This is a genomic window from Maridesulfovibrio ferrireducens, assembly GCF_016342405.1.
In the GTDB taxonomy this organism is placed as follows: domain Bacteria; phylum Desulfobacterota; class Desulfovibrionia; order Desulfovibrionales; family Desulfovibrionaceae; genus Maridesulfovibrio; species Maridesulfovibrio ferrireducens_A.
Window position 1 is genome coordinate 16,961 of record NZ_JAEINN010000004.1, and the last position, 24,900, is coordinate 41,860.

Here is a 24,900-nt window from a genome sequence, read left to right on the forward strand (position 1 = left end):
TATTTTACCATATTGACAATCTGTATTATTCCAACGATAATATCGAAAACGTTTGCGGTTTCGTTTGCGAAACTGTTCGTAAAGATAAATTCAGCATTATCTATGGATGTAATGTTCTGTAATTGAACACTAAAATAGTAAGATAGATAAATATGGTCAATAAACTTCAGGATCTCCCGCATAAGCGCTTTAATCCCCTTACCGGGGAGTGGATATTGGTGTCTCCGCACCGGACTAAAAGACCTTGGCAGGGACGGCAGGAAAGTACTCAAACGAACGTACTGCCCGGCTATGATCCAAAATGTTATTTGTGCCCGGGCAATGTCCGCAATCAGGGGGCGACCAATCCTGATTACAAAGACGTTTTTGTTTTCGACAACGATTTTCCTTCCCTACTTGAAGATTCCGTAAATGAGTTCTGTGATCAGGATGAACTTTTTCAGGTGGAACCCGAAAGCGGTATTTGTCGGGTTGTCTGTTTTTCCCCACGGCATGATCTGACTCTGTCGCGAATGAATCCTGGCGCAGTGCGCAAGGTTGTAGATATTTGGTGTGATCAGTTCACTGAACTTTCAGCCCGTAAAGACATCGGTTATGTCCAGATTTTCGAAAATAGGGGCGATATAATGGGTTGTTCTAATCCTCATCCCCACTGCCAAGTTTGGGCTACCCGTTCCATACCCACTATTCCCGCTAACGAAGATATCCGCCAAGAAAAATATTTACGCGAGAAAGACCAATGTCTGCTTTGTCGTTACGTTGAGCGTGAATTGCAATCCGGCGAACGGATTGTTTTCGAAAATGATTCTTTTGTAGCCCTTGTTCCGTTTTGGGCGGTCTGGCCCTTTGAAACGATGCTGTTACCCAAAGTTCACATGGGGGCAATAACCGATATGAATGACAGCCAGAAAAAAGATCTGGCTGAGGCTCTGGTTCGTATGGGAATACGTTTTGATAATCTTTTTGAAACATCATTTCCTTATTCCATGGGAATCCATCAGCGTCCGGCCCGGGAAAATAGCGGAGATCATTGGCACTGGCACATTCATTACTATCCGCCACTTCTCCGTTCTGCCACAGTACGCAAATTTATGGTCGGTTTTGAAATGATGGGCATGCCGCAACGGGATATTACCGCTGAACAAAGTGCCAAACGATTGCGCGATCTGCCGGAAATACATTTTCAGGATTGGGATGTATAAAATGTTTTCAATAGAGAATATTAGAAAGCATCTTGATAGAGGCGGCTTTGATCAGGATTTTTGCGCCATACATTCATATTCCAGACTTGATGAATCCCGCCTCCGTTTAACTAAACTTTTGGATTGGACAGAAGAATCCTTCAATTCAAAATTATCAGGAATTGCCAGCGCTCCAGGAAGAACCGAGATTGGCGGAAACCACACCGACCATAATAACGGAAGAGTCCTAGCGGCAGCGGTCAATCTGGATTGCCTGTCGATATTTTCTCCAACTTCTGGAGTAGATGAACAGGTCATCACTATTTTATCTGAAAATTTTGAAAAGCCTATTGTGGTTGATCTGACCGACACCTCCCCGCGTTCAAAGGAAGAAGGAACCAGCGAAGCCCTTGTCCGTGGAGTCGCTGACGGTTTTCGCAAATCCGGATTAAAAGCTTCCGGGTTTAACGGTTGTGTTTTAAGCTCCATTCCCGCCGGGGCCGGTCTAAGTTCTTCAGCTGCTTTTGAAGTGCTGATAGGAAGAATTTTCAGCGCACTTTTCAACAATTCCACCGTTAGCCCCTTAGATCTCGCCCGTATAGCAAGACGGGCAGAAAATCTGTATTTTGGTAAGCCCTGCGGGTTTATGGATCAGATGGCCTCTTCTTTTGAAGGCATTCTGAGAATTGATTTTAAGGATTCTGACAATCCGGCAGTCGAACGAGTTTCTCCCGGATTTATTAATGCTGAAACTGGGCGTGAAGGGTTTTACGGAACCGGATATCGTCTCTGTGTAGTTAATACCGGAGGAAGCCACGCTGATTTGACTTCTGAATACGCGGCTATACGCGAAGAAATGCAGCTGGCATCACAGTTTTTCGGGCGTAACGAAGCTCGGGGAATAAGCATGTCCGGGGTGATCGAGAATATGGGGTTGCTTCGAGAAAAAGCAGGAGACAGAGCTGCGCTCAGACTTATGCACTTCATAGGAGAGGACGAGCGGGCAGTACTGCAAGGTAACGCTTTACACGCCGGAGACATAAGAGAGTTTCTCAAACTGGTTGCTGAATCCGGAAATTCCTCCTGCCGACTTTTACAAAACTGTTACAATACGCATTCACCTTCTGAGCAGCCCATTCCGTTAGCTTTGACTTTAACAAAACTTCTCCTCGGTTCAAAAGGAGTTGGCAGAGTTCACGGCGGCGGTTTTGCCGGAACTATTCAAGTTTACGTTCAAGACTCCAGCTTTGATGAATATAAAAAAGCTATGGAAAATGTTTTTGGGGCCGGTTCGGTCATTGAACTGGTCGTACGCCAGCCGGGACGGGAATTTCTGTCCATTTCTCAAACAGAGGCAGAAGGTAAATAATATGGGTCAGATAACTCTTAAAGATCTCGCCCGTAAGCTGGGGATATCAGCATCCACTGTTTCCAGAGCTTTGCACAACCATCCGGACATCAGCGACAAAACTAAACGGCTGGCACTGGAGGCGGCAGAAACATACGGCTATCAGCCGAATCCTATTGCGCAAAGTTTGAAGAAAAAGCGCAGCAATATAATCGGGGTTATTGTCCCTGAAATTCGTCATAATTTTTTTGCCACGCTCATAAGCGGCATTGAGGAAGTTACCTACGATGCAGGCTATATCATCATGGTCTGCCAATCTAATGAAACTCTAAGTCGTGAAATAGCCAATACAAAAGCTCTGACAGCCAACCGTGTCGCTGGGTTGCTTATGGCTATATCCCTTGAGACAACGACCTACGACCATATGAAAAATGTGATCAAGCATGGTATTCCATTGGTTCAATTTGACCGTGTAGTTGATGAACTAGTGACCGGAAAGGTGTGCATTGATGATTTTCGTGCGGCGTACAAAGCCACTGGTCACCTGATTGATTGCGGCTACAAGCGCATCGGTTTTCTTGCCGGACGGGAAGGAATTTCTCTGAATAGCTTGCGTTTTAACGGGTACTTACAGGCACTCAAAAACTATGGCATACCGTATTACCCCGAATTGAACATTAATATCGGAGGCTGTCGCGGGACGAACGGACGGCAGGGAGCTGAGGAATACCTGAAAATGGACAATCCACCGGACGCAATTCTGGCTATTAATGATCCTGTTGCTGTGGGGGCCTTTTGTCGTTTTCGCGAGGCAGGATTGCGCATCCCGGACGATATCGCATTGGCAGGATTCTCCGGTTCACCGGAATCAGCTCTTATTGAACCGGCTTTGACAACTATTTCTCAGCCCGCATTTGAAATGGGCAGAACAGCCGCTTCTCTGCTGTTGAAAGAATTGGCCAGTGCAGAGGGGGAATATACTCCTGAAACCATTATTCTGGAAACGGAGTTGCTTGTACGGGGATCAAGTTGTGCGGGAGGAACTAAGTGAGCATTGAACGCAGGTCATGGGGCAGAACTCCGTCAGGAGAAGAAGTCAGCTTGTACATCCTCAATAATAAAGAGGGTTATTCTGCTGGTATAGCTACTTATGGAGCCACCCTGACGAAGCTTGATGTACCTATTTCTAGGATGTCTATGTTGGACGTGGTTTTAGGTTTTGATGAACTTGATGGTTATCTGAAAGATGATAATTATTTCGGTGCCACCATAGGCAGGACCGCAGGCCGTATTTCTCAGGCTGAATTTGAGTTGGATGGTAAAAAAATTTTTTTAGACAAAAATGAAGGTGAAAACCAGCTGCATGGCGGGGCAAAAGGGTTTCATAATCGTGTTTGGACAGCTTCCCCAGAAGAAGACGCAGAAGGTCCATCTTTAAAGCTTTGTTATGACAGCCCGGACGGGGAATCCTGCTATCCCGGCAACCTGCGGGTATCCGTGATTTATACCTTGATTAAAAATGGACTGCGTATTGATTACAGGGGAGTAACCGACAGTCCCACACCTGTAAACATGACCGCACATCCATATTTTAATCTGAATATAAATGGCGAAGATATAGGCAGTCATGAATTAAAAATTTTCTCAAGCAAGACTCTGAACCTTGATGACAGCCTTATTCCAAACGGTGAAATTATTGATGTAGCAGGTACTGAGGCTGATTTTACTGATTTCTCTTTAATTAAGGGAGCTACGGCCCGGACTTCTCCTTTGAAACATGACAGATTCTATGTCTTGAATTCTAAAAAAGGAGAAATGAACATCGCAGCCATAGTCAGAAGCCGTTCTTTCGATTTGGAACTTGAAGTCGCGACCACACAGTCTGGACTGCAATTTTATTCAGGTGATTCTCTTTCTGTAGGTTACGCTGGAAAATATGGATGTCAATATGGACCCCGCTCAGGTTTTTGCCTTGAGCCGCATGCACATCCTGACGCACCCAACCAACCCAAATTTCCCTCCGTGATATTACGTCCCGGAGAAATATACGAGCATTCAACCGAGTACAGGTTTCGCGAATTTAAAGCGCGAAGCTAAAACCGAGCAAGGCGAGAATAAAGATGGCAAACGTAGAGATTAAAGGCGTCGTCAAGCGTTATGGCTCAGTAGAGGTCATCCACGGGGTGGATCTTTCTGTAAAGGAAAATGAATTTATTGTGCTTGTCGGACCCTCAGGGTGCGGAAAGTCCACTTTGTTACGCATGGTGGCAGGTCTGGAAGACTTAAGCGGAGGTGAGATCAGCATCGGCGGGCGAGTGGTCAACAATGTTTCTCCCAAGGATCGCAACGTTGCCATGGTTTTCCAGAACTATGCACTGTATCCGCATATGACGGTTCGTGAGAACATGGGTTTTTCGCTTAAGATGCGTAAAAAGAGCAAAGAAGAGCAGGACTCCAGAGTAATGGAAGCAGCTAGAATTCTGGAGCTTGAACCATATTTGGAACGTAAGCCTTCTGAACTTTCCGGTGGACAACGTCAGCGTGTAGCCATGGGAAGAGCCATGGTTCGCAAACCGGATGTTTTTCTTTTTGATGAACCCCTTTCAAATCTTGATGCACAGCTCAGAACGCAAATGCGGATGGAGCTGAGAAAGATGCAGCTGCGGTTGAAAACTACCACCATATACGTCACCCATGATCAAATTGAGGCCATGACTCTTGCTGATCGGATTGTCATTCTCAAAGACGGACATATCCAGCAGGTAGGGACACCTATTGAAGTGTTCGAAAAGCCTAATAATGTTTTCGTTGCAAAATTTATAGGGAATCCGCCTATGAATATTCTGGAAGGCGTATGCAGTGTGGTTGACGGCAAACGTTATGCTGTCATTGGCAGCAGTATCTTTCCTCTTCAGGATGGTGTGGCTGAAGGAATTGTAAACGGTTCGCCGGTTCTGGTCGGAATCCGTCCTGACTCTATCAAAATGGGACAGAACATCGAGCGTCTTCCTAAAGAGTGGTGGTGTCAGGGTGAAGTTGTTGTCTCTGAAATTCTCGGTGCCCATTCTCTGCTGGAGATTATTATCGACGGCGAAAACGAACTTATAGCTGAAGTCGAAGGGCGTATTGTGGCTCACCCCGGAGAAACCGTTCCTATTGGTTTCGAGTTTGACCGCATGGTTCTCTTTGATCCGAAAACGAAAATGGCGCTTTATTAGAGAATTCTTTAAAGCGACAAACTATATGCGACTTAAGTAAGAGGTTGATTATTTTAACTTTTTAGGAGGAAACATGAAAATGTCCTTGGCGAAGTTGTTTTTGGTGCTTGCCGTGGCTTTAATGCTAACAGTTCCGCAGGTCTCCATGGCCAAAGAGCTGAACGGTGACCTTGAAATTTTTTCCTGGTGGGCTGGAGATGAAGGTCCGGCTTTACAGGCTCTGATCAAGCAATACAAAGATCAGAATCCAAATGTTAATGTTATTGATGCCACGGTTACCGGTGGTTCAGGAGTTAATGCCAAAGCGGTATTAAAAACCCGTATGCTCGGCAATGAACCTCCTGATAGTTTTCAGGTTCATTCCGGTCAGGAACTTATCGGAACATGGGTAAAAGCAGACCGCATGGAAGACCTTACATTCCTGTTCAAAGAGCAGGGCTGGATGGATTCATTCCCAGCAGGTTTAATTAAACTCATCGGAACCGACAAAGGAATCTGGTCCGTTCCTGTCACCATTCATCGCTCAAATGTGATGTGGTACATTCCTGCTAATCTGAAAAAATGGGGCGTAACCGCACCAAAAACTTGGGCTGACTTTTTGAAAATTGCTCCTAAGCTGCAAAAAGAGGGTATTGTTCCTCTGGCTATGGCTGAAAACTGGACAGTCAATCATCTTTGGGAATCTGTTGCACTCGCATCTTTGGGCGCTGACAAATGGGATGCTCTTTGGGCCGGTAAGCTAAGATTCGACAGTCCTGAAGTTGTCAAAGCTTGGGAACTGTTCGGCAAGATCCTCAAATACACAAACAAAGACGCCTCCTCCCTTTCATGGCAGCAGGCGACTGATATGATGATTGATGGCAAAGCTGCTTTTAATATTATGGGTGACTGGGCAGCCGGTTACATGTCCACCACCAAAAAAATGGCTCCCGGTAAAGACTTCGGTTGGGCTACGTCTCCGGATACCGGTGGTGAATTCATGTTCCTTTCCGATTCCTTCGGCCTGCCAAAAGGCGCACCTAACCGCGACAACGCCATTGCATGGCTTAAAGTCCTTGGATCAAAGAAAGGCAGTGACACATTCAATCCGCTTAAAGGTTCAATTTCCCCCCGCACCGACTCAGATTTAAGCAAGTACAATGCTTACCTGCAATCTGCATCAGCAGATTTCGGAAAAGACAGAGTAGTTGGTTCGTTGGCTCATGGTGTAGCTGCGAATGAAACCTTCATGGGTGGATTCTCACAGATCATGGAAATGTTCCTTAAGACCCATAATGCTAAAGCCGTTTCAATGGCTTGCCAGCAGTTGGCTGACAAATCTAAAATCGGTAAATAGCAAATTGTTTGAAAAAGTTTAAAGCAAGTAAAAGGCGGCCGCGTCGGTTTTCCGGCGCGGCCTCAATAAAGGTATAGGTACGGATATGAGGGAAGCTTCACGGGACAGACTAAAAGCGTTTTTGACGCTTCTGCCTTCCATCATTTTGATTGGGGTATTTGTATATGGTTTTATCGGCAATACCATCTGGATCTCTATGACAGATTGGGGTGGCGACGGAGCTTTGGCTTTGGAGCCTGAGATGGAATTTGTCGGACTGGCAAATTATAGTGATCTTTTTACCGGATTTTTATCCAGTGGCTTCAGGCAGGATCTGGTAAACGCGGTTTATTATTCTGTCATGCTTCTGGCTGGTGCCATAGGTCTTGGCATGTTTATCGCCATTTTGCTGGATCAGAAACCCAAGGGTGAAGATCTTCTACGGACCATTTTCCTCTATCCAATGTCCCTTTCCTTTATTGTTTCCGGTACCATTTGGCGCTGGCTTTTAGCCCCACAGGGCGGAGTCAACGTTTTACCTACGTATGTAGGATTGCCACCTCTTACCTTTCAGTGGACATCCAGCACTAAAGCTGTTTTGGAATTTAACTGGCAGAATCTGTTACAAATTTTTCTGTATATTGCTGCTTTTGCCCTGATTATCATCGGTTTATGGGTGCTTAAGACTCGCCCCCACCGTGCGGTTAAGCTTTGGCTCGGGCCGGGTGTTGTTATCGGTTTGTTTGCATGGCTGGGAGGCAGTTTATTGCCTCAAGCACTTTTCATGGAAGAAACTCATGGCTTCAACCTAGCCACATTAGGGATCATCATGGCAACGGTCTGGCAATATGCCGGCTACACCATGGCCCTTTATCTCGCCGGATTTAACGGAATATCTCAGGACTTGCGTGATGCTGCAATGTTAGACGGAGCCAGCACTACGGCCTATTACCGTCATATCGCAATTCCAATGCTAAAGCCCATAACCATCAGCGCAGTGATTATTCTTTCTCATATCTCTCTAAAAATGTTTGATATTATTTTTGCAATGACCGGGCCGGATAATGCCCAGACAGGACATCCTGCTCTATCCATGTATATGACAACCTTCCGGGCAAATGACTTTGCCAGAGGCGCGGCTATCGCGATTGTTCTATTCATGGTTGCGGCCATGTTTATAGTTCCCTATGTAGTCAGCCAATATAGACAAAGGACCAGAGGATAAACAAATGAGTAAACCTTCAACAGCTACCACCAGTAGATTTACAGTCGGTTCGTTTTTGCTTTACAGCTCACTTTTTTTGTTGGCACTTTTTTTTCTCATGCCCGCATACATGGCTGTGATTACAGCTTTAAAACCACCTGCTGAGATTAATTTATCCACAGCATGGGAGCTTCCTTCCAAGTTGCATTGGTCTAGTTTTTCAGACGCTTTTTCGTTGTTGAAATCCAATGTTGTAAGCTCTGTAATCCTGACCGTTTGCGCCACGATTCTTTCAACGGTGCTTGGCTCATTAAATGGTTATGTTTTCTCAAAATGGAAATTCAAGGGTAGCGAATTTATTTTTACTCTTTTTCTGTTCGGTATGTTCATTCCATATCAGGTAATTCTAATTCCTCTTTTCCAGACACTTAGAGCAATGAATTTGTACGGGGGACTTCCCGGACTGATTCTGGCTCATGTTGTTTATGGATTGCCCATTACTTCACTTATTTTTAGAAATTTTTACTCGCAAATACCTACAGCTCTGGTTGAGTCAGCCAGACTGGACGGAGCAGGTTTCTTTTCCATTTATACCCGCATTGTGTTTCCTCTTTCTATTCCGGGTTTCGTTGTAACCAGTCTTTGGCAGGTTACTCAGATTTGGAATGAATTTCTTTGGGGTATCTGTCTTACCCGTCATGCGGACAATCCCATCACAGTGGGCCTTGCCCAGCTTGCCGGAGGGCAGGCTGTCAGCTGGAATCTGCCCATGGCGGGATCACTAATGGCTGCTGCTCCGGTTCTGGCAATATATATCTTCCTCGGCCGTTATTTCATCCGCGGATTACTGGCCGGATCGGTCAAAGAGTAGGGGGAATAAATGGCTGAATTTCTTATAGCCGGACTTGGTGAAATTCTTTGGGACGTACTTGCTGATTCCGAGGAAATAGGCGGTGCTCCTGTAAATTTTGCATATCATGCCGGAGTACTAGGCGCTGATTCAATTGCTGTTTCGACAATAGGCAACGATGAGCGCGGCAGACGGGCCATAAAAGAACTTACTAGGCGTGGACTAAATCTTGAGGCTGTCAGCATTGATCAGGAGCACGCGACCGGATTTGTTGAAGCAAGCGTGGATGCAGATGGCGTAGCCCACTACATTTTTCCAAACAATATAGCTTGGGATCATTTGACTCTTAATGCCAAAGCCTTAAGCCTTGCTCCGAAGGTTGATGCAGTCTGTTTTGGGACTCTTGCCCAGCGCAGTGAAACAGCACGTGCATCAATTCATGTCTTTTTAAACGAAGCACCGCAGGCCCTGAAAGTTTACGATATGAATCTTCGCCAGCACTTTTATAACGAAAAAATTATTCGACTGTCCCTTGAAAAGGCTCATGTTCTTAAACTCAATGATGATGAGCTTAGAACTGTGGCCCCTATGTTTAATCTTTCCGGCAGTGAGCAAAAGATGCTCAGCGAACTGCATAATAAATTTGATCTCAAATATTCAGTACTCACCAGAGGCGGTAATGGTAGTTTATTGATGGGCGAGGGCAAAGTGGTGGAAAGTTGCGGCGTGGAAGTGCAGAATATGCAGGATACCATCGGTGCCGGGGATTCATTCACAGCTTCGGTGATCATCGGTTTGCTACAGGGCCACAGTCTGGAAGATATCAGTGACCATGCAAATAGGCTGGCGGCTTATGTTTGCTCTTGCAAAGGGGCAATGCCTGCCATTCCGGATGAGTTCAAATTAATAAAATAAATTTCTTAGATACGGAGAAACAGCATGAAAAGAAGTGAAATTAACGGTCTTATCATTAAAGCAAAAGAATTTTACAGCAAGCACCATTTCAACCTTCCCAAGTGGGCTTTCTGGGGTCCTGAAGATTGGAAGGGAACAGGAGACAGTGAAGTTGTCCGTAACTTGCTCGGCTGGGATCTGACTGATTACGGCAAGGGTGATTTTGACAAATTGGGACTGATTCTCTTCACCATCCGCAACGGCAATCTCAAGGCTGGCGATGCCAAGCCATATGCTGAAAAAATCATGATTCTGCGTGAAGGTCAGATTTGCCCCATGCACTTTCATTGGTCCAAACGCGAGGACATTATTAATCGCGCAGGTGGCAATTTGATTATCAAGCTTTACGGATCAGATGAAAACGAAGCTATGTCCGACAAGCCTCTTGATGTAAGCGTGGACGGTTTTATCCGCTCCGTTGAACCGGGCGGGGAAATAGTGCTCGAACCGGGTGAAAGCATTTGTCTTGAACCGGGCATGTACCATTCCTTCTACTGCGAAAAAGGAGCCGGAGACGTCATGGTTGGAGAAGTAAGCGCTGTTAACGACGACAACTCCGACAACCGTTTTTACGAACCATTGCCGCGTTTCCCCGAAGTGGAAGAAGACGAAGCTCCCATTCATTTGTTGGTTAATGATTACGCTAAATATCTTTAAAAATTATAAGGTTGTGGTATTTTTCTGGGAGATGGAACATGGCGAATTTCAAGATAAGTGAGAATTTAATATGTCAGATTTAATTGTTCACGATAATGAGACTTATGAAAATGAAGTCTTTAAATCTTTGGATGTTAGTGATGAGTCGTTTAGGGATGTTTCTTTTTACAATTGTCGTTTTGTAGGATCGTCTTTTCAATTTGCCGACTTAAGGGGATGTGCTTTTGAAAAATGCACGTTTTCTAATTGCAATCTTGCCCTTGCTAAATTTAATAATACTAAATTTATCGGCGCAGTATTTAATGATTCTAAATTATTGGGGATCAATTGGGGCAATACGGGAGTGGTTATTAGTGCTTCTTATGTAAATTGTTTGCTTGATAGTTCTGTTTTCAGCGATATGAATCTTGGTAAAGTTAAGTTTATTTCATGTTCAATGGTCGAAGCTTCTTTTATTAATACCAAGCTGGTTCGTGTTAAATTTGATGATTGTGATCTTAAGAGATGCCAATTTAGTCAAGCGGATTTGAGTTCTGCTGATTTCAGTACTTCAAGAAATTATTATATGAATGCGAGCTCTAATAAACTTCACAAAACTGTTTTTTCATTACCGGAAGCAGTATCGCTGCTTGCAAATCTTGATATTAAGTTAAAATAGTTACCGCTTGCTCCACAGCCACTGAACAACGCAAACAATACCGACAAGAATTCCCAGTAGAAAAAATAACCAGCCTATCGGGATCAAGGCGAAGGGTTCATGCAATATGCCTTCGCTGTCAATTGTTGAACCAATTGTATTGAATGCTATCGCGCAAGCAATGCTTACGCATATAAAAAACAGGCTTGTTTTGAATGAAATAAGGTGTTTGAACATTATATTTCTTGAAAAATTACATGCAGGTCAGTACAGTATTCGACCAGTCCAGCGCTTCTTTGTAACACTTCATTATGTCGGATGCTTCAAGATCCAGAGTTGCCGCCATTGCTCCTACTTTTTCCCAATCTGAGTCTTCCATCGCTTCTACTAAAACCAGCCACGGCCGGAAGTGGGTTTCGCTTCCATCAAGTGTTTGACGGATGTTGTCGTCCAATGCTGAGAGCAGTTGCACTACTCGGTGCATCGGCAGTTCGAGCATTGCGTCCAGTAGAGAAAACAGGCCTACCAGAAATAAGCGTTCATCACTTTCCTGCATGTCGGAATGTGAGCTGAGCATTTCGATAACCTTGGCCCGCTGGAGACTCAGGCGGGTTAATTCCGCAGATTTTCCGGGCTGTTTCATGTCTGTAAGAAGAATTACACGAAGCCAGTGTCTGAGTTGATCTCCGCCTAGGTATACGACAGCTTGCTTGATGGACGAAATTTTAGCTGTGAGGCCGTAGGCCGGAGAATTCAACAGATTCAGAAGACGCGCGCTTAGTGACACATCTTTTTCAATTGTTCTGCTGAGTTCTCCTATGTCGAAATCTTCACTGTTGAGCATTTGCATTAGGTTAAAGCGGAGCATTTCGTTGGAAGAAATTTTACGGGCAACTTCGGTTTTCGGGCGCTTGAAAAAGTATCCTTGATAATAAGCAAATCCGAGTTCTTTCACATATTCGAACTGTTCTGCCGTTTCAACTTTTTTAGCCAGAAATGTCGACTAAGGCGTATAGTTCTTGGTTTTCATACCGTGCTGCATAGTCATCTAATGAAATGGTATAGCCACTGTCTTTGAGCTTATGCATTGTCTCTATTAATTCAGAGGAAACTTTTTCCGGGTCAGTGAATTGTACAATGGTGGATTTAGGATGCAGTGATAACGGGAGGTCTTCGAGAACAGCCTGTTCCGAAAAGTTAATAATGATTTTGGCTGCCTTAAATTTGTCATCAGGACTTAAGGCCAGATTGGACATTACTTCCATGGTAGCTTTGAATTCATCAATATATGTTGCGGAATCAGCCTCTTCATTTTTACGATAAAAGAGCTCATAGCCCCATACTTTCATTTTATTGTTGAATATGGGCTGTCGTGCAAAGAATACGTTATGGTATGCCTTTTGTTGTTTATCTATGCTCATTTTATTCTCAAATTCTTTTTATTAGATTTTGTTATTATAGAAACAGATTTTGTTTTTACCTTGTTGTTTGGCTGAATACATAGCCTTGTCTGCTGCTTTCACTAGGTCCCGTGAAGACTCTGCATCCTGAGGATATAGGGCTATGCCTATACTTGCACTCGTCCGGCAGGGATGGCTTTCGCAGGTGGCTGGTTCTGCTAAGCCTGTGCGTATCTTTTCGGCTACAATTATCACATCTGAAGGGTCATTGTACATTTCAATCAGCACTGTAAATTCATCTCCGCCGATGCGGCAGGCTGTGTCGGATTCCCGAACAGCGGTTGAAAGGCGTTTTCCTATAGTCCTAAGCAGAGTGTCGCCTGCATCGTGTCCGAAATCGTCGTTGACAGATTTGAATCCGTCCAGATCAATGTATAGCAATGCCAGCGTGTACTTGTTGCGTTTTGCCATTGCAATTGATTTTTTAAGCTGTGCATAGAACATATTACGGTTTGGAAGTCCGGTAACCTGATCATGCAGGGCCAGATGTTTAATTTTAGCCTCATAAATTTTGCGTTCAGTTATATCTATAAAAGCTCCGGCTATCCCGGCTATTTTTCCGGATGAGTCAATAAATGGGCTTTTTTTAACTTCAATTTCATGATGCAGTCCGTCCGAAAAAGGAAAGGCTGTTTCGTATTCTTGTTTTTGTCCTGTTTCCAGCATGGCAATATCATGGTTTTTAATGAGCTCAGCAATTTTCTTCGGGACAACTTCTGTTGTTGTTTTGCCTAGAATTTGATCTTTGGGGATGCCCATTATTTCGCTGAAAGCCTGATTGATGTTGCGGTAACGCAACTTTTTATCTTTATAGAAAACCGGTAATGGTATTGCGTCTAGAAACGCGTCCATGAAGTGATAGTTTTGTTCCAGTTTAGCCGTTTGGTTATCTTTTTCAATTTCAGCCCGCTCTACACTGCCCCAGATAAAAGCGAAAGATGATGCTATTAATGCAAAAGAGTAGGTCAGCATATGAATCCAATACGTCAAGGTTGTTTGAAAGTCCTGATACTTCATCATTGCGAAGATTTTAGCGGAAAGGGCGAGAACTAATAGCATACCTGCGAATACGAGCATGTACTGATAGTTTTTTAGTTTTTTGGTTTTACGCAAGGTTGCCCAGATGCAGAGAGCCAGTTGCAGGGAAATCAGTACGGAAAAGGATATTTCGAGAGCTAAAGTGTCTGGAGTTATGAACGTAAAAAAATAGGATGAAGCGAAGATTGCGCAAAGAAGCAGTAATGATAATTTAATTAGCTTATGCGGTATCTGCCGAAAGCGTTCAATGCCTATTTTCATCAATATCAGAGAAGCTAACCCCAGTGTTTTTGATGCAATGATTGAATATTCAGGTAAAAAAGAACGGGAAGCGGACAGCAGGAATGAGATGCTTAAACATAAATATGCTAGACTGATAAGGATGAATCCGCGATATCTTTTGTGGAAAAAAGAAAAGAGCAGCATGATGAATCCAAGCGCAAAAGAAATGAGGGAATTGTCGAAGAGAAGGGCTCTGATTGTGATGTCCATATGTCGACTTCTCCAAGGAAAAGATATTTGTGCGTGAGCGTATACTCTTTATCTATCATACATAACACTGCGCTAATCGGTTGTCGACGCACAGTATAGCATATAATTTATAATTAATAATATATGGAGGGGGCAGGCGAATTATTAATTCGCAAAATAATTATATAGATAGCGGAAGTTTCATTGTGGCAGTTGTGCCCTTGGCTGGTATGGATGAAAATTCGAGTAAGCCATTATGTTCTTTCATAATGTTTGAGGATATGGATAGACCCAGCCCTGTTCCGCCTGTGGACCGTTTGGTGGTAAAGAAGGGATCTTCAATGTTTTTTAAATTTTTTTCAGAAATTCCGCAGCCGTTGTCTTGCACTGTGATGCAGGCGTAGTTCTTCTTCAGGTTTGTCTCGCCGCAAGTTTTGACTGTTACCGTGAGGTAGCCTTCATTTAAAGGTAGAGCGTCGCAGGCGTTTACAATAAGGTTGATAAGTACCTGAATAAGCCGTTGCGGATTTGCTTCTACAACCGGACTTTTTTCCGGGAGGATCAGTTCAAAATTTCTGGTCGAGTTTTTTATTTTGTGACGGACAAAAGTCAGCGCCCCTTTGACCACATCGTTTAGTTCTACATATTCACGTCCGTCTTCGGGATTCTGTCGGGAATAGTCTTTCAATCGCGAGACAATGTCTTTAATGCGTGAAGCCGCTTCCATCATTTCCTGAAGGAGGTAGGGCAGGTGATTGCGCAGTTCGGAATATTCCAGCCCGCCGAGAACAAAATCGCCGTTTTCTTCGCTGAAATCGTCAAGTATTGCCTGAGTATCATTCCAGATATCTTTCAGTAGCGGGAGATTCAGAGTCAGATAGCTGTTGGGGTTGTTTATTTCGTGTGCCACTCCGGCAACGAGAACACCGAGCGAGGCCATTTTTTCAGCCTGCATCATTTGTTGCCGCCGTTGCTCAACTTCTTTTCGGGCGGAGATGTCTGTAAGTTTTCCTTCCACGTAAAGAGTATGCCCGTCTTTGTTTTTTTCACAGCGGGCATTGAATTCAACCCATATGGGAGTTCCGTCTTTTCGGAACATGCGCGTTTCAAAATCTTTGACGACTTCTTCAGTGCGCAGACGGGAAAAAACGGTGTCCCTGTCAACAGGATCGCAGTATAATTGGGAACTTATGTCTGTAATGGAGGTAATCAGTTCGTCAGGAGAGCCATAGCCGAGTATCCGGGCCATTTCGCGGTTGGCTTCAATGAATCGGCCACGTATTGTGGAGCGGTAGATTCCTTCCAGAGCTTTATCGAAAATAGATCTGTATTTGCGGCCTTCTTCTTCTTTTTCGCTCCATTCTGTAATGTCATGTGCCGAGACTGTTCCTGCGACGATTGAGCCGTTTTCAATCACTGGAACATAGGTGTTCTCGTAATACTTGGTTTCGCCTTTGCGCCGTTTATATTTGCGCTTCAGGATATAGGATTCACCCTGTAGAACTCTGTCAAAGTGTTCTCTGGCGGATTGTACTTCTTTGCCTTCAGTAAAAATATCCAGCACGCTCATTCCGGCGCTGATTTCAACACCCCAATTGTGTTTTACGAATTCATAGTGAGCTTGATTGAAAGTTATATAACGATAGGCCGGATCAAAAGAAAATTGCATCACGTTGCGCGGGGCATCTATAAGGGCGCGAAGCTGTTTCAGTTCTTTTTGGAGCTGGGTGTTTTGCTTTTCCAAATTCTGGACGCGTTCTTGAGAGGATGCCATATCAAATCCTATAGTCTGCCTGTTTTTTTGCTATGATTGAGTCTGTTTCATTTTATTGAGACGTTTATTGAGGGCCTGTCTGGATACTCCGAGTATTGCCGCGGCTGTTGCCTGATTATTGTCAGTGCGTCTCATGGTTTCTTCGACCAGTTCATCACAGACTTCTTTTAATGTGGGAAGGCTGGTTCCGAAGGCGACTTTGCCCTCAACTGTTTGTTTCTGAACCTGCTTAGTGATGGCTGGAGCATGGCTGATATGACGTTCCAGTCTTTCAATATTCAGCTTTAATCCATCGGTGCAGCTGAGGGCATCGAGAATAAGAAATTGCAGTTCTCGGATATTCCCGGGGAAATCGTAAGATGAGAGCAGAGCGACGAGGTTTGCAGGGATTTCCGGTTTTTTTTGTCCTTCTTCTTTACATGCTGCGCGCAGGAAATAATCCACAAGCATGGGTATATCTTCTTTGCGTTCCCGAAGAGGCGGAATGTGAACATGATGGGCTTTAAGTCTGTAATAGAGATCGCTGCGGAAACCGGGACCATCATTTAATATATCTGGATCAATGTTGGTGGCGGCAATAATGCGCGCATCGGTTTTGCGGGTTAAATCCGACCCGATGGGCATGTATTCCCGTTCTTGCACAAGTCTTAGGAGTTTGAGCTGCGAAGCGTGGGCGAGGTCACCTATTTCATCCAGAAACAGAGTTCCGCCGGCTGCGTTGACTACAAGTCCTGAGCGGGCTTTGTCTGCTCCGGTGAACGCACCTTTTTTATGACCGAAGAGTGTGTCTGCAAAAATATTATCATCAAGCCCGGCAATATTCACGGGTACGAAATCGCCGCTTTTCCCGCTTACTTTATGAATCGCACTCGCAACGAGTTCTTTACCTACGCCGCTTTCTCCGGTGATCAGTACCGGTTTGGAGGAATCTGCAATCGCTTCAATATATTTGAAGATGGAACGCATAGTCATATTATCGGTGATGATATGATCGAAGGCTTCGGGATGTTCAAGTTTGTCATCCAGAAAGCGGGAGCGGAGACTGGTATTTTCTCTTTTCAGCTCGCGGATTTGAATGGCATGACGGATGCCGGAAACTAGACTGTTTTTATCGTAGGTTTTTACAAAGAAATCGAAAGCGCCGAGTTTCAGACATTGCACGGCTGTTTCAAGCTGATTCATACCTGTAATCACAAGTATGGGAATATCCGGATGCTTGGCGGAAACCAGACGGATTAAGTCTTCTCCGCTGACATTGGGCATGGCGAGATCCGCGGCAATTACTTCTACTGCGGTAGTTTTCAATATAGATTCTACTTCGCGGCTGTCGTTACAGCAAAGGATGTTATCAATGCCTGCTGACTTCAGAGCCAGCGAAAAAGACCGCAACCATGTTTCCTCGTCATCAACGAGAAGCACGGGGTTTTTAGGGAAAGTGCTCTTGTTCATCCTGTCCTTTTGAAATTATCAGTCTTGCATCACTTAAATATGAGTTGAATTTGTTAAAGATAATATATGCCAGCAACAAATGTTGCAACTGTGAAGTTGAAATTTAATCATACGAACGTGTATCTATAAGCGGAGCAGCGCCGTCTTCGATAATTTCATTCTCATCAAGTATCAGCAGGGCAGGTCTGAGTTTAACTTTTTCCTGAAACGCGGGAATAAATTTGCTTTCATCAAGTGGTCCGTCGAGTTGAAGCTTAAGTGTCAGCAGGTCGCGTCCTTTGTCATTGGTGATTATGATTTGATGCTTTTTTATTTGAGGGAAAACCTTTGTAACTTCTGCAACCTGCGCAGGATAAATAAATTGTCCTTTTACTTTGGCGGTGTCGTCTGCTCTGCCGAGTATTCCGGCAAGTTTGGGAGCTGTTCTTCCACATGCACAAGGCCTGTCGATCATGCGGGATAAGTCACCTGTTCCGAAACGGATCAAAGGATATGAAAGAGTATAAGGGGTAACTACTACTTCGCCTACTTCGCCCATCGGCAGGGTATGCCCTGTCTGCGGATCACATATTTCAACATAGCAACGGCTGGAAACGTGCATTCCGCCGAGGTCCAGACATTCGTAAGCAATACAGCCGACATCAGCCGTACCGTATCCCTGTCTCACTTTCATGCCGAAAGCTTCTTCGATTTCATTTCGCAGAGATTCCGGCAAACGTTCCGCCGCAACAAAAGCAACATCCAGTTTGAAATCTTTTTTAAGATCAAGTCCTGCCGCCTGTGCTTTTTCTGCAATAACTTTCAGAAAGCTGGTCATGCCCACAAATCCGGTTACAGGAAGCGTGGTCATCAATTGTGATTGAACAGCAGAATTGCCCGGTCCGGCAGGGATTACAGCGCACCCTATTTCTCGAAGAGGTTCTTCAAGCATCAGTCCTGCCGGGGTGAGGTGATAGCTGAATGTCATCTGGACAAGATCACCCGGGCGGAATCCTGCGGCGTAAAATCCTTCCGTCCAGCCCCAGTAATCTTTTTCCCGTCCTTCGGGATCAAAAAGAGGGCCGGGCGACTGGTAAATTCTGCTCAGCTCACCGGGAGTAGCGGTGAGCAGCCAATCCAGCCCTTTATCCTGTTGCAAATTGAGAAGTTCTTTTTTGCGAAGAACAGGGATTTTGGAAAAACTATCAAGGTCATTTATGTCGTCAGCAGTCATTCCGGCAGAACCCATGCGAGTCTGAAATTCTTTGGATGAATCCATCGCTTTGGAGATAACTGTTTTTATTTTGTCCAGCTGTCTTGCCTTGCGGCTTTCGGGGGTATCATGCTCTATCGGGTCATAAATTTTATTTGATCTGTCCATCGCTAAATCCTCGTCTTTTAGGTCTATTGGCTAGTTAAGAATAGGTAATTGGAAAACCTTGTTAACCTAGCCAGCGTTTACGGCGGCGATAGTGTTTTACATCGCGGTAGCTGCGTTTTTTCCCGCCATGGGAGAGGCCTAGATAGAATTCCTGAACATCCGGGTTATGTAAAAGCTCCGAACCTTTTCCGTCCATAACAATGCGGCCGTTTTCCATGATATAGCCGTAGTCAGCCAGTGAAAGGGCCATGCGGGCATTTTGTTCAACCAGAAGGACAGTAACTCCCTCTTCTTTGTTGATTTTTTTAACTATATCAAAAATTTCTTCGACTAACAGCGGAGCGAGTCCAAGTGACGGTTCATCGAGCAGCAGCAATTCAGGGGAGGCCATTACAGCCCGGCCGATGGCGAGCATCTGCTGTTCTCCGCCGGACATGTAGCCTGCAAGCTGGGCTTTGCGTTCCCGTAGTCTCGGGAAATATGTATATACTTTTTCAAGGTTGCCTGAAAAGTTTTTAGCAGGTTGAGTATAGGCTCCGCAACGCAGGTTTTCTTCGACAGTCAGATCTTCAAAAATACGGCGGCCTTCCATAACTTGAAAAATGCCTTGCCGGACTGTTTTTTCGGGACTTTTACTGCTCATCGGCTGTCCCTTGTAGAGAATTGTGCCCGATGTCGCCTTACCGTCTTCGCCTTCCAACAGCCCTGAAATGGCTTTCAAGGTAGTTGATTTACCTGCCCCGTTTGCACCCAGCAGAGTTGTGATACTGCCTTTGGCGACATTTAAAGAAAGACCTTTCAAAACCAGAACTACATCGTTGTAGACGACTTCAAGATTTTGAACGTTTAGCAGACTCATATGTTTTCCTTGCCTTAGATAATCAGGAGGGCATAAACCCCTCCTGATTGTTCAATAATTCAGGTTTATTTACCCAGCCACTTTGCATCGCGAGGCAGAGAAACTGTCTGCACGAATTCAAGTTTGCCGTTTTTAACAGTACAAACGTTAACAGCCATGCTGGGTCTGTGATCTTCGGGGTAGAAGCTGATTGCAGGGGCAAGTCCCATCGGGTCATAATCACGCATTGTTTCGAGTGCGTTCTTAATGTTTTCCCCTGTTATTTTGCCATTGGCAGCCGCTTTTTTCATTCCTTCAACCATCACCATAGTGGAGACGAATCCGCGCAGGTAATGGGTCATTTGAGGCTGACCTTTGGTTTCTGTTTCAATGATCTTCATGCCCGGAACATCCTGTCCGTAAACAGCCGCGGCCTGCATGCCGAGATTGCCTTCACAGGCTGGTCCGGCCATTTTTGCAAGGTTTTCGTCATTGCCCCAGATGTTTACGAGGAATTTGCCTTTAAATCCGAGCTTTTCAGCGTCTTTCATGAGTACAGCTGTGGAAGGAGTTGTCCCGCCTACCCATACGAAGTCGGCTTTCTGCTTTTTCAGACCGAGGAGCTGAGGAGTTGCATCCATTGCTTTGAGGTCGAGGGTTTCGTCGCCTGTGACTTCAAAGCCGAGTTCTTTTGCGTATTCTTTCATGGCTGGAAGTGGAACGTGTCCGTAAGGCTTGTCCGGGTAGACAAAAGCAATGCGGGGAGCGCGTTTTTCTGTCCATGTGTCTTTGATATATTTTAGCCCTGCACGCCCCTGTGTGGAGTAGTCGGGTGCTATTGTGAAGTTGTATGGAGCTTTTGAAGGATCCATGAGGTGAGGCGAGTAGGACGCAGAAAATACGGGGATTTTATCGCGGGATACAAAACGGACGAGAGCTTCGGTGTCGCCTGTTCCCCATCCCTGCAAGGCAACGATGCCTTTAGATTTAAATCGTTTATACGCAGAAAGTGCCTGCTGCACGTTGTAAGCATAATCAACCTGAATCAGTTCAATTTGTTCGCCGTTGATTCCGCCGTTGGCGTTTACGTAAGCAGCGCAGTCTTTAATGCCCTGAGCGTAAGGGACTCCCACGCTGGAGGTGGGGCCTGTAAGGTCGGAAAGAAGTCCTACTTTTATTGTTGCAAAAGCTGCGGTTGCAAAGAGCATCACTGTCATGACTACCGATGAAATTATGATCTTTTTCATAATCTGGTCTCCTGTAAAATTGTTGAATTATCGTTTATGTGTCTGCCGGCATTTTTTTAATAAGCGAATGGGTAAAGTTTCCAATATGCCTTGATGAGTTTCCATTTACGGACCAACCCTTCCGGTTCGAATATTAAGAAAAGCACGAGAGTCAGCCCGAATATCCCTTCTTTAAGCGGAGCCATTAAGGAGCTGATGTCAGGAGCAAATGAAGATAGCAGGGATGTGGTGGTGTTAAGAACTTCCGGTAGGAGAGTAATAAACACCGCGCCGAAGATTGCGCCTGTAACAGACCCCATTCCGCCGACAATGATCATGGCGAGATAGCTGATGGAAAGGGAGATAGAGAATTGTTCAGGGGTGATGTACATCGTGTAGTAAGCCCACAATCCGCCTGCAATCCCGGCAATGAAAGAGCTTGTTGCGAAAGCTTGCAGTTTAAATTGGAACAGATTCACCCCTACATTTTCGGCGGACTGGTAGAAGTCGCGGATGGCGATAAAAGCTCTTCCCGAACGTGAACGGATAATGTTGCTGATTCCAAGCACACATAAAATGGTTACTCCGAAGATGAGGTAAAACATCTTTTCGTCTGAATCGAATGAAAATCCCATGATGGAAGGAGGATCGACAGGCATTCCGTTTGCCCCTCCCGTTAAGGCGGACCAGTGCAGGAATACATATTCAAGAATCATCTGAGCCGCCAAAGTGGAGATGGCAAGGTAGATGCCTTTAAGCCTCAGCGAGGGAATGCCAAAGAACATACCTGCGAGCGCGGCAAAAGCTCCGCCTCCGAGAAGGCATATAATAAAGGGTAAACCTTTGGAGGCCAGAATTGCACACCCGTAAGCACCGACGCCGACAAATGCGCCGTGTCCCAGTGACATCTGTCCGCATACGCCTGTGAGCAGATTAAGGGAGACAGCCCCAATGGCTGCGATCATGATCAGGTTCATTACTGAAATATAATAAAAGTCGAGGACCTGCGGCGCTATGAGCATTGCCCCAATGAACAGCCCCAGACATGTTTTCTGAAACATGGAGGTAAAAAACTGGTCTTCTTTATTATATGATGTAAAAAAAAGTCCGCATTTAAGCATGTTAAACCCTCTCTATTTCCTTTGTTCCGAACAGGCCGTATGGTTTGACCATGAGAATAATTACCAGCACGACAAAAGAAGCAACCTCTTTAAACCCGCCGAGATTCAGCAGTTCGCGAGCGACACCTTCGCAGACGTTTTCCAGCACACCGATAATCAGTCCGCCGAGGGCTGCGCCCAGAAGGCTGTCCAACCCTCCGAGAATTACAGCCGGGAAGACTTTAAGTCCGAGATGTCCGAGCTGAGAGTTTATGCCGTTGATGTTGCCGAGAATTATTCCGCCGATGGACGAAACTACCGCGGCTATACACCAAGAAAGGGCGAATATGTTTTTAATGCCGATACCCATAGACTGCGCGGCTTGTTGGTCAAATGCTGTTGCCCTCATGGCAATGCCGATGGATGAGTATTTGAAAAACAGAGAGAAGACGGCAAACAGCAGCAGGCAGAGAACAAAGGCGGCTACATATACCGGAGCAATAGGCAGTCCGATAAGTATAAAAGGTTCCTGCGGAAGAATGGGCGGAAAAACTCTGATCTGCGTGCCCCAGAAGACTTGAACCAGAGATTTCAGAATGGATGAAAGTCCGATTGTAACCATTACTACGGATATGATCGGTTCACCGATGAGGGGGCGAAGTATCATTCTTTCTATCACCAGCCCGAGGATTACGGAGAAAGCCAGCGTCATCAGAAAGGCCAGCGCGAAAGGAATCTGGTACTGAACCGTCAGCGCGAAGCAGATGTACGCACCGGCCATGACCATTTCGCCTTGTGCAAAGTTAACAACTTTTGTTGCCTTGTAGATGATAACAAAACCAAGGGCGACCAGACTGTATATGGAACCAACAACAAGGCCGTTGATTATAAGTTGGAAATAATATTCCATGATCAAACCTTCCTTGCGGGGTTGTTTAGTTCGCGAATGGCTATGTCGCCCGACATGGTGCGTTCGGAGCCGTCCTGGTATCTGATGCGGGTGGTGAGATTCAGCATGGAATCCCCGTTATACAATGCGTTTATAAGATCTTCGTATCTCTGTTCGATAACTTTTCTACGAATTTTACGGGTACGGGTCAGCTCTCCGTCGTCTGCATCAAGTTCCTTGAACAGCAGGGCAAATCGTTTGATAGATGTGCCTTTCTGCAAGGTTTCATTGATGGAGGAAACTTCCTTTGCAATGAGGTCGTAAAGGCGTGGATTGGCGGCTAAATCCTGATATGTTGTGTAGGTGAGTTGTTCCTGTTCAGCCCAGCGTCCGGCAATGTCACTGTCGAGACAGATAATGGCGGTGATATAATCCCGCTCCCGTCCGATGACGACAGTTTCCTGCACGTAGGTGGAAAACTTAATTTTGTTTTCAATAAATTGAGGCGAGAAGCGGGTTCCGTCATTAAGTTCCATTACGTCGCTTAAACGGTCGATAATGATAAGTTGTCCGTTATCCTTAAAGTATCCTGCGTCACCGGATTTGAGCCATCCGTCTTCAAGTGTTTCCGCTGTTGCTTCTTTATTTTTAAGGTAGCCGAGGAAAACGGCCGGACTCTTGGAAAGAACTTCTCCTTCGTCAGATATTTTGATCTGTGTTTCTGAGATAGGTTCGCCGACTGTGTCGAAATTGATTTCGCCGTTTTTATGGATGCAGGATATTCCGGCAATTTCGGTCTGTCCGTAAATCTGTTTTAAGTTGATACCGAGAGCGTGAAAGAATGTAAAAGTGTCCGGCCCGAGAGGAGCTCCACCCGTTGATGCAGACCGAATGCGCGAGAATCCGAGTCTGTCGCGCATGGCTCTGAATAATCCTATTTCTGCAAGTTTATAGCCGAGTTCCAATGCGTTGCTTGGTTTTTCGCCGTGAAGAATTTTTTCAGCGTACTTAATTCCGATAGGCATGAGTGTGTTGAAAATCCATCTTTTAAACGGCGTGGTTTCCATTATGCGAACGCGAACTTTTGCGGCCATGTTTTCCCAAACTCGGGGCGGTGAAAATATGAGATGCGGTCCGATTTCACGAATGTTTTCCTGTATGGTGTCCGGTTCTTCCGGGAAGTTGACGCAGAAGCCGAACAGTAAAGCTGAAGCTACCGCCATCATTTGTTCTCCCATCCATGCAAGGGGTAGAAAGGAAACAAATTCATCAGATTCGTTTTTCGGATCGGATATTCCGAGATTGTAAGCCATGGAGAGTAAATTAGTATGCGACATCATCGCCAGCTTGGGGCGGCCTGTTGAGCCTGAAGTTGTAGCAATGATTGCTATGTCGTCTGGTGCTGTCTCTTTGGACCACTTTTCAAAGTCGGATGCAGTGTCGCGGCCCATGTCGCAAATTTCATCAAAGGACATGAGTCCTTCTTCTTTGTATCCGACTAGCCCTTTGGGATCGTGATAGATGATGTGTTTGAGCTGCGGCAGTTCATGGCGGATAGACATGATTTTATCAACCTGTTCCTGATCTTCCGCCACTACCAGTTTCGCTTCTGAAAGTGTGAACACGTAACCTATTTCGTCAGCCGGAGCGTCTTGATAAAGGCCGACGGAGTAACCGCCGATTCCTTGAACAGCCAATTGTGCCCAGAGCCATTCAGGTCTATTATCACCGATGATGATAATGGCATCGCCTTTTTCTATGCCCAGTTTTTTAAGTCCGCCTGCGAATTCGGAGGTGATGGTCAGATAATCTTTGTATGTAAAAGGCTGCCATATGCCGTGATGTTTTTCGCGCATGGCAGTTCGGTCCCCGCGTTCGCGGGCATTCTTGATCAGTAAGGCCGGAAGGGTTGTTTTGTAAATTTTTGTCAT

The 24,900-nt window shown here is 45.2% G+C and carries 23 protein-coding genes; 11 read left to right on the forward strand and 12 right to left on the reverse strand.

Annotation, left to right across the window (positions count from 1 at the left end):
- Positions 1 to 152: 152 nt before the first annotated feature.
- From JEY82_RS05605 to JEY82_RS05655, 11 genes are all read left to right on the forward strand, one after another.
- On the forward strand, positions 153 to 1,202 hold the full coding sequence (locus JEY82_RS05605; RefSeq protein ID WP_304083555.1) for a UDP-glucose--hexose-1-phosphate uridylyltransferase: 1,050 nt from the start codon (positions 153 to 155) through the stop codon (positions 1,200 to 1,202).
- Between the two features lies 1 nt (position 1,203).
- A complete protein-coding gene (locus JEY82_RS05610; RefSeq protein WP_304083557.1) occupies positions 1,204 to 2,550 on the forward strand; it encodes a galactokinase family protein in 1,347 nt (448 codons plus the stop codon).
- Position 2,551: 1 nt separating this feature from the next.
- Positions 2,552 to 3,580 carry a LacI family DNA-binding transcriptional regulator gene (locus JEY82_RS05615; protein ID WP_304083560.1) on the forward strand — a complete coding sequence of 343 codons (1,029 nt, stop codon included), beginning with the start codon at positions 2,552 to 2,554 and terminating at the stop codon, positions 3,578 to 3,580.
- Positions 3,577 to 4,626, forward strand: a complete 1,050-nt coding sequence (locus tag JEY82_RS05620; RefSeq protein WP_304083563.1) for an aldose epimerase family protein — start codon at positions 3,577 to 3,579, stop codon at positions 4,624 to 4,626. Before JEY82_RS05615 ends, JEY82_RS05620 begins: the two co-directional genes overlap by 4 nt.
- A gap of 23 nt (positions 4,627 to 4,649) precedes the next feature.
- On the forward strand, positions 4,650 to 5,747 hold the full coding sequence (locus JEY82_RS05625) for an ABC transporter ATP-binding protein (RefSeq protein ID WP_304083565.1): 1,098 nt from the start codon (positions 4,650 to 4,652) through the stop codon (positions 5,745 to 5,747).
- Between the two features lie 73 nt (positions 5,748 to 5,820).
- Entirely contained in the window at positions 5,821 to 7,083 is a 1,263-nt protein-coding gene (locus tag JEY82_RS05630; RefSeq protein ID WP_304083568.1) for an ABC transporter substrate-binding protein, read from the forward strand.
- Positions 7,084 to 7,168: 85 nt separating this feature from the next.
- Positions 7,169 to 8,287 (forward strand): carbohydrate ABC transporter permease, encoded by a 1,119-nt coding sequence (locus JEY82_RS05635; protein WP_304083571.1) that lies wholly within the window; start codon positions 7,169 to 7,171, stop codon positions 8,285 to 8,287.
- 4 nt (positions 8,288 to 8,291) lie between these two features.
- Positions 8,292 to 9,137 carry a carbohydrate ABC transporter permease gene (locus JEY82_RS05640; RefSeq protein WP_304083573.1) on the forward strand — a complete coding sequence of 282 codons (846 nt, stop codon included), beginning with the start codon at positions 8,292 to 8,294 and terminating at the stop codon, positions 9,135 to 9,137.
- 9 nt (positions 9,138 to 9,146) lie between these two features.
- The gene (locus JEY82_RS05645) at positions 9,147 to 10,031 is read left to right on the forward strand and encodes a carbohydrate kinase (RefSeq protein ID WP_304083575.1); all 885 of its coding nucleotides are present in this window, start codon (positions 9,147 to 9,149) and stop codon (positions 10,029 to 10,031) included.
- A gap of 24 nt (positions 10,032 to 10,055) precedes the next feature.
- Positions 10,056 to 10,727, forward strand: a complete 672-nt coding sequence (locus JEY82_RS05650) for a D-lyxose/D-mannose family sugar isomerase (RefSeq protein WP_304083577.1) — start codon at positions 10,056 to 10,058, stop codon at positions 10,725 to 10,727.
- Positions 10,728 to 10,797: 70 nt separating this feature from the next.
- Complete coding sequence (locus JEY82_RS05655) at positions 10,798 to 11,385, forward strand: pentapeptide repeat-containing protein (RefSeq protein WP_304083579.1); 588 nt, start codon at positions 10,798 to 10,800, stop codon at positions 11,383 to 11,385.
- Here JEY82_RS05655 and JEY82_RS05660 read toward each other — a convergent pair whose 3' ends face one another.
- The 12 genes from JEY82_RS05660 to JEY82_RS05715 form a co-directional block, all read right to left on the reverse strand.
- On the reverse strand, positions 11,386 to 11,601 hold the full coding sequence (locus tag JEY82_RS05660; RefSeq protein WP_304083582.1) for a DUF3955 domain-containing protein: 216 nt from the start codon (positions 11,599 to 11,601) through the stop codon (positions 11,386 to 11,388).
- A 16-nt stretch (positions 11,602 to 11,617) separates the two neighbouring features.
- Positions 11,618 to 12,319 (reverse strand): EAL and HDOD domain-containing protein, encoded by a 702-nt coding sequence (locus JEY82_RS05665; protein WP_304083585.1) that lies wholly within the window; start codon positions 12,317 to 12,319, stop codon positions 11,618 to 11,620.
- A 31-nt stretch (positions 12,320 to 12,350) separates the two neighbouring features.
- Positions 12,351 to 12,785, reverse strand: coding sequence for a hypothetical protein (locus tag JEY82_RS05670; protein ID WP_304083588.1), 435 nt, complete (start codon positions 12,783 to 12,785; stop codon positions 12,351 to 12,353).
- A gap of 21 nt (positions 12,786 to 12,806) precedes the next feature.
- The gene (locus tag JEY82_RS05675) at positions 12,807 to 14,354 is read right to left on the reverse strand and encodes a GGDEF domain-containing protein (protein ID WP_304083590.1); all 1,548 of its coding nucleotides are present in this window, start codon (positions 14,352 to 14,354) and stop codon (positions 12,807 to 12,809) included.
- Positions 14,355 to 14,514: 160 nt separating this feature from the next.
- The gene (locus JEY82_RS05680) at positions 14,515 to 16,107 is read right to left on the reverse strand and encodes a PAS domain-containing sensor histidine kinase (RefSeq protein WP_304083593.1); all 1,593 of its coding nucleotides are present in this window, start codon (positions 16,105 to 16,107) and stop codon (positions 14,515 to 14,517) included.
- Positions 16,108 to 16,137: 30 nt separating this feature from the next.
- Positions 16,138 to 17,556, reverse strand: a complete 1,419-nt coding sequence (locus JEY82_RS05685; protein ID WP_304083595.1) for a sigma-54 dependent transcriptional regulator — start codon at positions 17,554 to 17,556, stop codon at positions 16,138 to 16,140.
- 103 nt (positions 17,557 to 17,659) lie between these two features.
- The gene (locus JEY82_RS05690; RefSeq protein WP_304083597.1) at positions 17,660 to 18,916 is read right to left on the reverse strand and encodes a phenylacetate--CoA ligase family protein; all 1,257 of its coding nucleotides are present in this window, start codon (positions 18,914 to 18,916) and stop codon (positions 17,660 to 17,662) included.
- A 61-nt stretch (positions 18,917 to 18,977) separates the two neighbouring features.
- Complete coding sequence (locus JEY82_RS05695; protein ID WP_304083599.1) at positions 18,978 to 19,775, reverse strand: ABC transporter ATP-binding protein; 798 nt, start codon at positions 19,773 to 19,775, stop codon at positions 18,978 to 18,980.
- Positions 19,776 to 19,840: 65 nt separating this feature from the next.
- On the reverse strand, positions 19,841 to 21,001 hold the full coding sequence (locus tag JEY82_RS05700; RefSeq protein WP_304083625.1) for an ABC transporter substrate-binding protein: 1,161 nt from the start codon (positions 20,999 to 21,001) through the stop codon (positions 19,841 to 19,843).
- Between the two features lie 56 nt (positions 21,002 to 21,057).
- A complete protein-coding gene (locus JEY82_RS05705; RefSeq protein WP_304083626.1) occupies positions 21,058 to 22,101 on the reverse strand; it encodes a branched-chain amino acid ABC transporter permease in 1,044 nt (347 codons plus the stop codon).
- Between the two features lies 1 nt (position 22,102).
- The gene (locus tag JEY82_RS05710; protein ID WP_304083628.1) at positions 22,103 to 22,990 is read right to left on the reverse strand and encodes a branched-chain amino acid ABC transporter permease; all 888 of its coding nucleotides are present in this window, start codon (positions 22,988 to 22,990) and stop codon (positions 22,103 to 22,105) included.
- A gap of 2 nt (positions 22,991 to 22,992) precedes the next feature.
- Positions 22,993 to 24,900, reverse strand: a complete 1,908-nt coding sequence (locus tag JEY82_RS05715; RefSeq protein WP_304083630.1) for an AMP-binding protein — start codon at positions 24,898 to 24,900, stop codon at positions 22,993 to 22,995.

Coding starts and splice junctions, on each gene's coding strand:
- JEY82_RS05610 (WP_304083557.1), top strand. CDS start 1,204: ATGTTTTCAATAGAGAATATTAGAAAGCATCTTGATAGAGGCGGCTTT.
- JEY82_RS05630 (WP_304083568.1), top strand. CDS start 5,821: ATGAAAATGTCCTTGGCGAAGTTGTTTTTGGTGCTTGCCGTGGCTTTA.
- JEY82_RS05640 (WP_304083573.1), top strand. CDS start 8,292: ATGAGTAAACCTTCAACAGCTACCACCAGTAGATTTACAGTCGGTTCG.
- JEY82_RS05700 (WP_304083625.1), bottom strand. CDS start 21,001: ATGAAAAAGATCATAATTTCATCGGTAGTCATGACAGTGATGCTCTTT.
- JEY82_RS05625 (WP_304083565.1), top strand. CDS start 4,650: ATGGCAAACGTAGAGATTAAAGGCGTCGTCAAGCGTTATGGCTCAGTA.
- JEY82_RS05715 (WP_304083630.1), bottom strand. CDS start 24,900: ATGACAAAAATTTACAAAACAACCCTTCCGGCCTTACTGATCAAGAAT.
- JEY82_RS05645 (WP_304083575.1), top strand. CDS start 9,147: ATGGCTGAATTTCTTATAGCCGGACTTGGTGAAATTCTTTGGGACGTA.
- JEY82_RS05690 (WP_304083597.1), bottom strand. CDS start 18,916: ATGGACAGATCAAATAAAATTTATGACCCGATAGAGCATGATACCCCC.
- JEY82_RS05695 (WP_304083599.1), bottom strand. CDS start 19,775: ATGAGTCTGCTAAACGTTCAAAATCTTGAAGTCGTCTACAACGATGTA.
- JEY82_RS05655 (WP_304083579.1), top strand. CDS start 10,798: ATGTCAGATTTAATTGTTCACGATAATGAGACTTATGAAAATGAAGTC.
- JEY82_RS05635 (WP_304083571.1), top strand. CDS start 7,169: ATGAGGGAAGCTTCACGGGACAGACTAAAAGCGTTTTTGACGCTTCTG.
- JEY82_RS05685 (WP_304083595.1), bottom strand. CDS start 17,556: ATGAACAAGAGCACTTTCCCTAAAAACCCCGTGCTTCTCGTTGATGAC.
- JEY82_RS05710 (WP_304083628.1), bottom strand. CDS start 22,990: ATGGAATATTATTTCCAACTTATAATCAACGGCCTTGTTGTTGGTTCC.
- JEY82_RS05680 (WP_304083593.1), bottom strand. CDS start 16,107: ATGGCATCCTCTCAAGAACGCGTCCAGAATTTGGAAAAGCAAAACACC.
- JEY82_RS05675 (WP_304083590.1), bottom strand. CDS start 14,354: ATGGACATCACAATCAGAGCCCTTCTCTTCGACAATTCCCTCATTTCT.
- JEY82_RS05670 (WP_304083588.1), bottom strand. CDS start 12,785: ATGAGCATAGATAAACAACAAAAGGCATACCATAACGTATTCTTTGCA.
- JEY82_RS05705 (WP_304083626.1), bottom strand. CDS start 22,101: ATGCTTAAATGCGGACTTTTTTTTACATCATATAATAAAGAAGACCAG.
- JEY82_RS05605 (WP_304083555.1), top strand. CDS start 153: ATGGTCAATAAACTTCAGGATCTCCCGCATAAGCGCTTTAATCCCCTT.
- JEY82_RS05660 (WP_304083582.1), bottom strand. CDS start 11,601: ATGTTCAAACACCTTATTTCATTCAAAACAAGCCTGTTTTTTATATGC.
- JEY82_RS05615 (WP_304083560.1), top strand. CDS start 2,552: ATGGGTCAGATAACTCTTAAAGATCTCGCCCGTAAGCTGGGGATATCA.
- JEY82_RS05650 (WP_304083577.1), top strand. CDS start 10,056: ATGAAAAGAAGTGAAATTAACGGTCTTATCATTAAAGCAAAAGAATTT.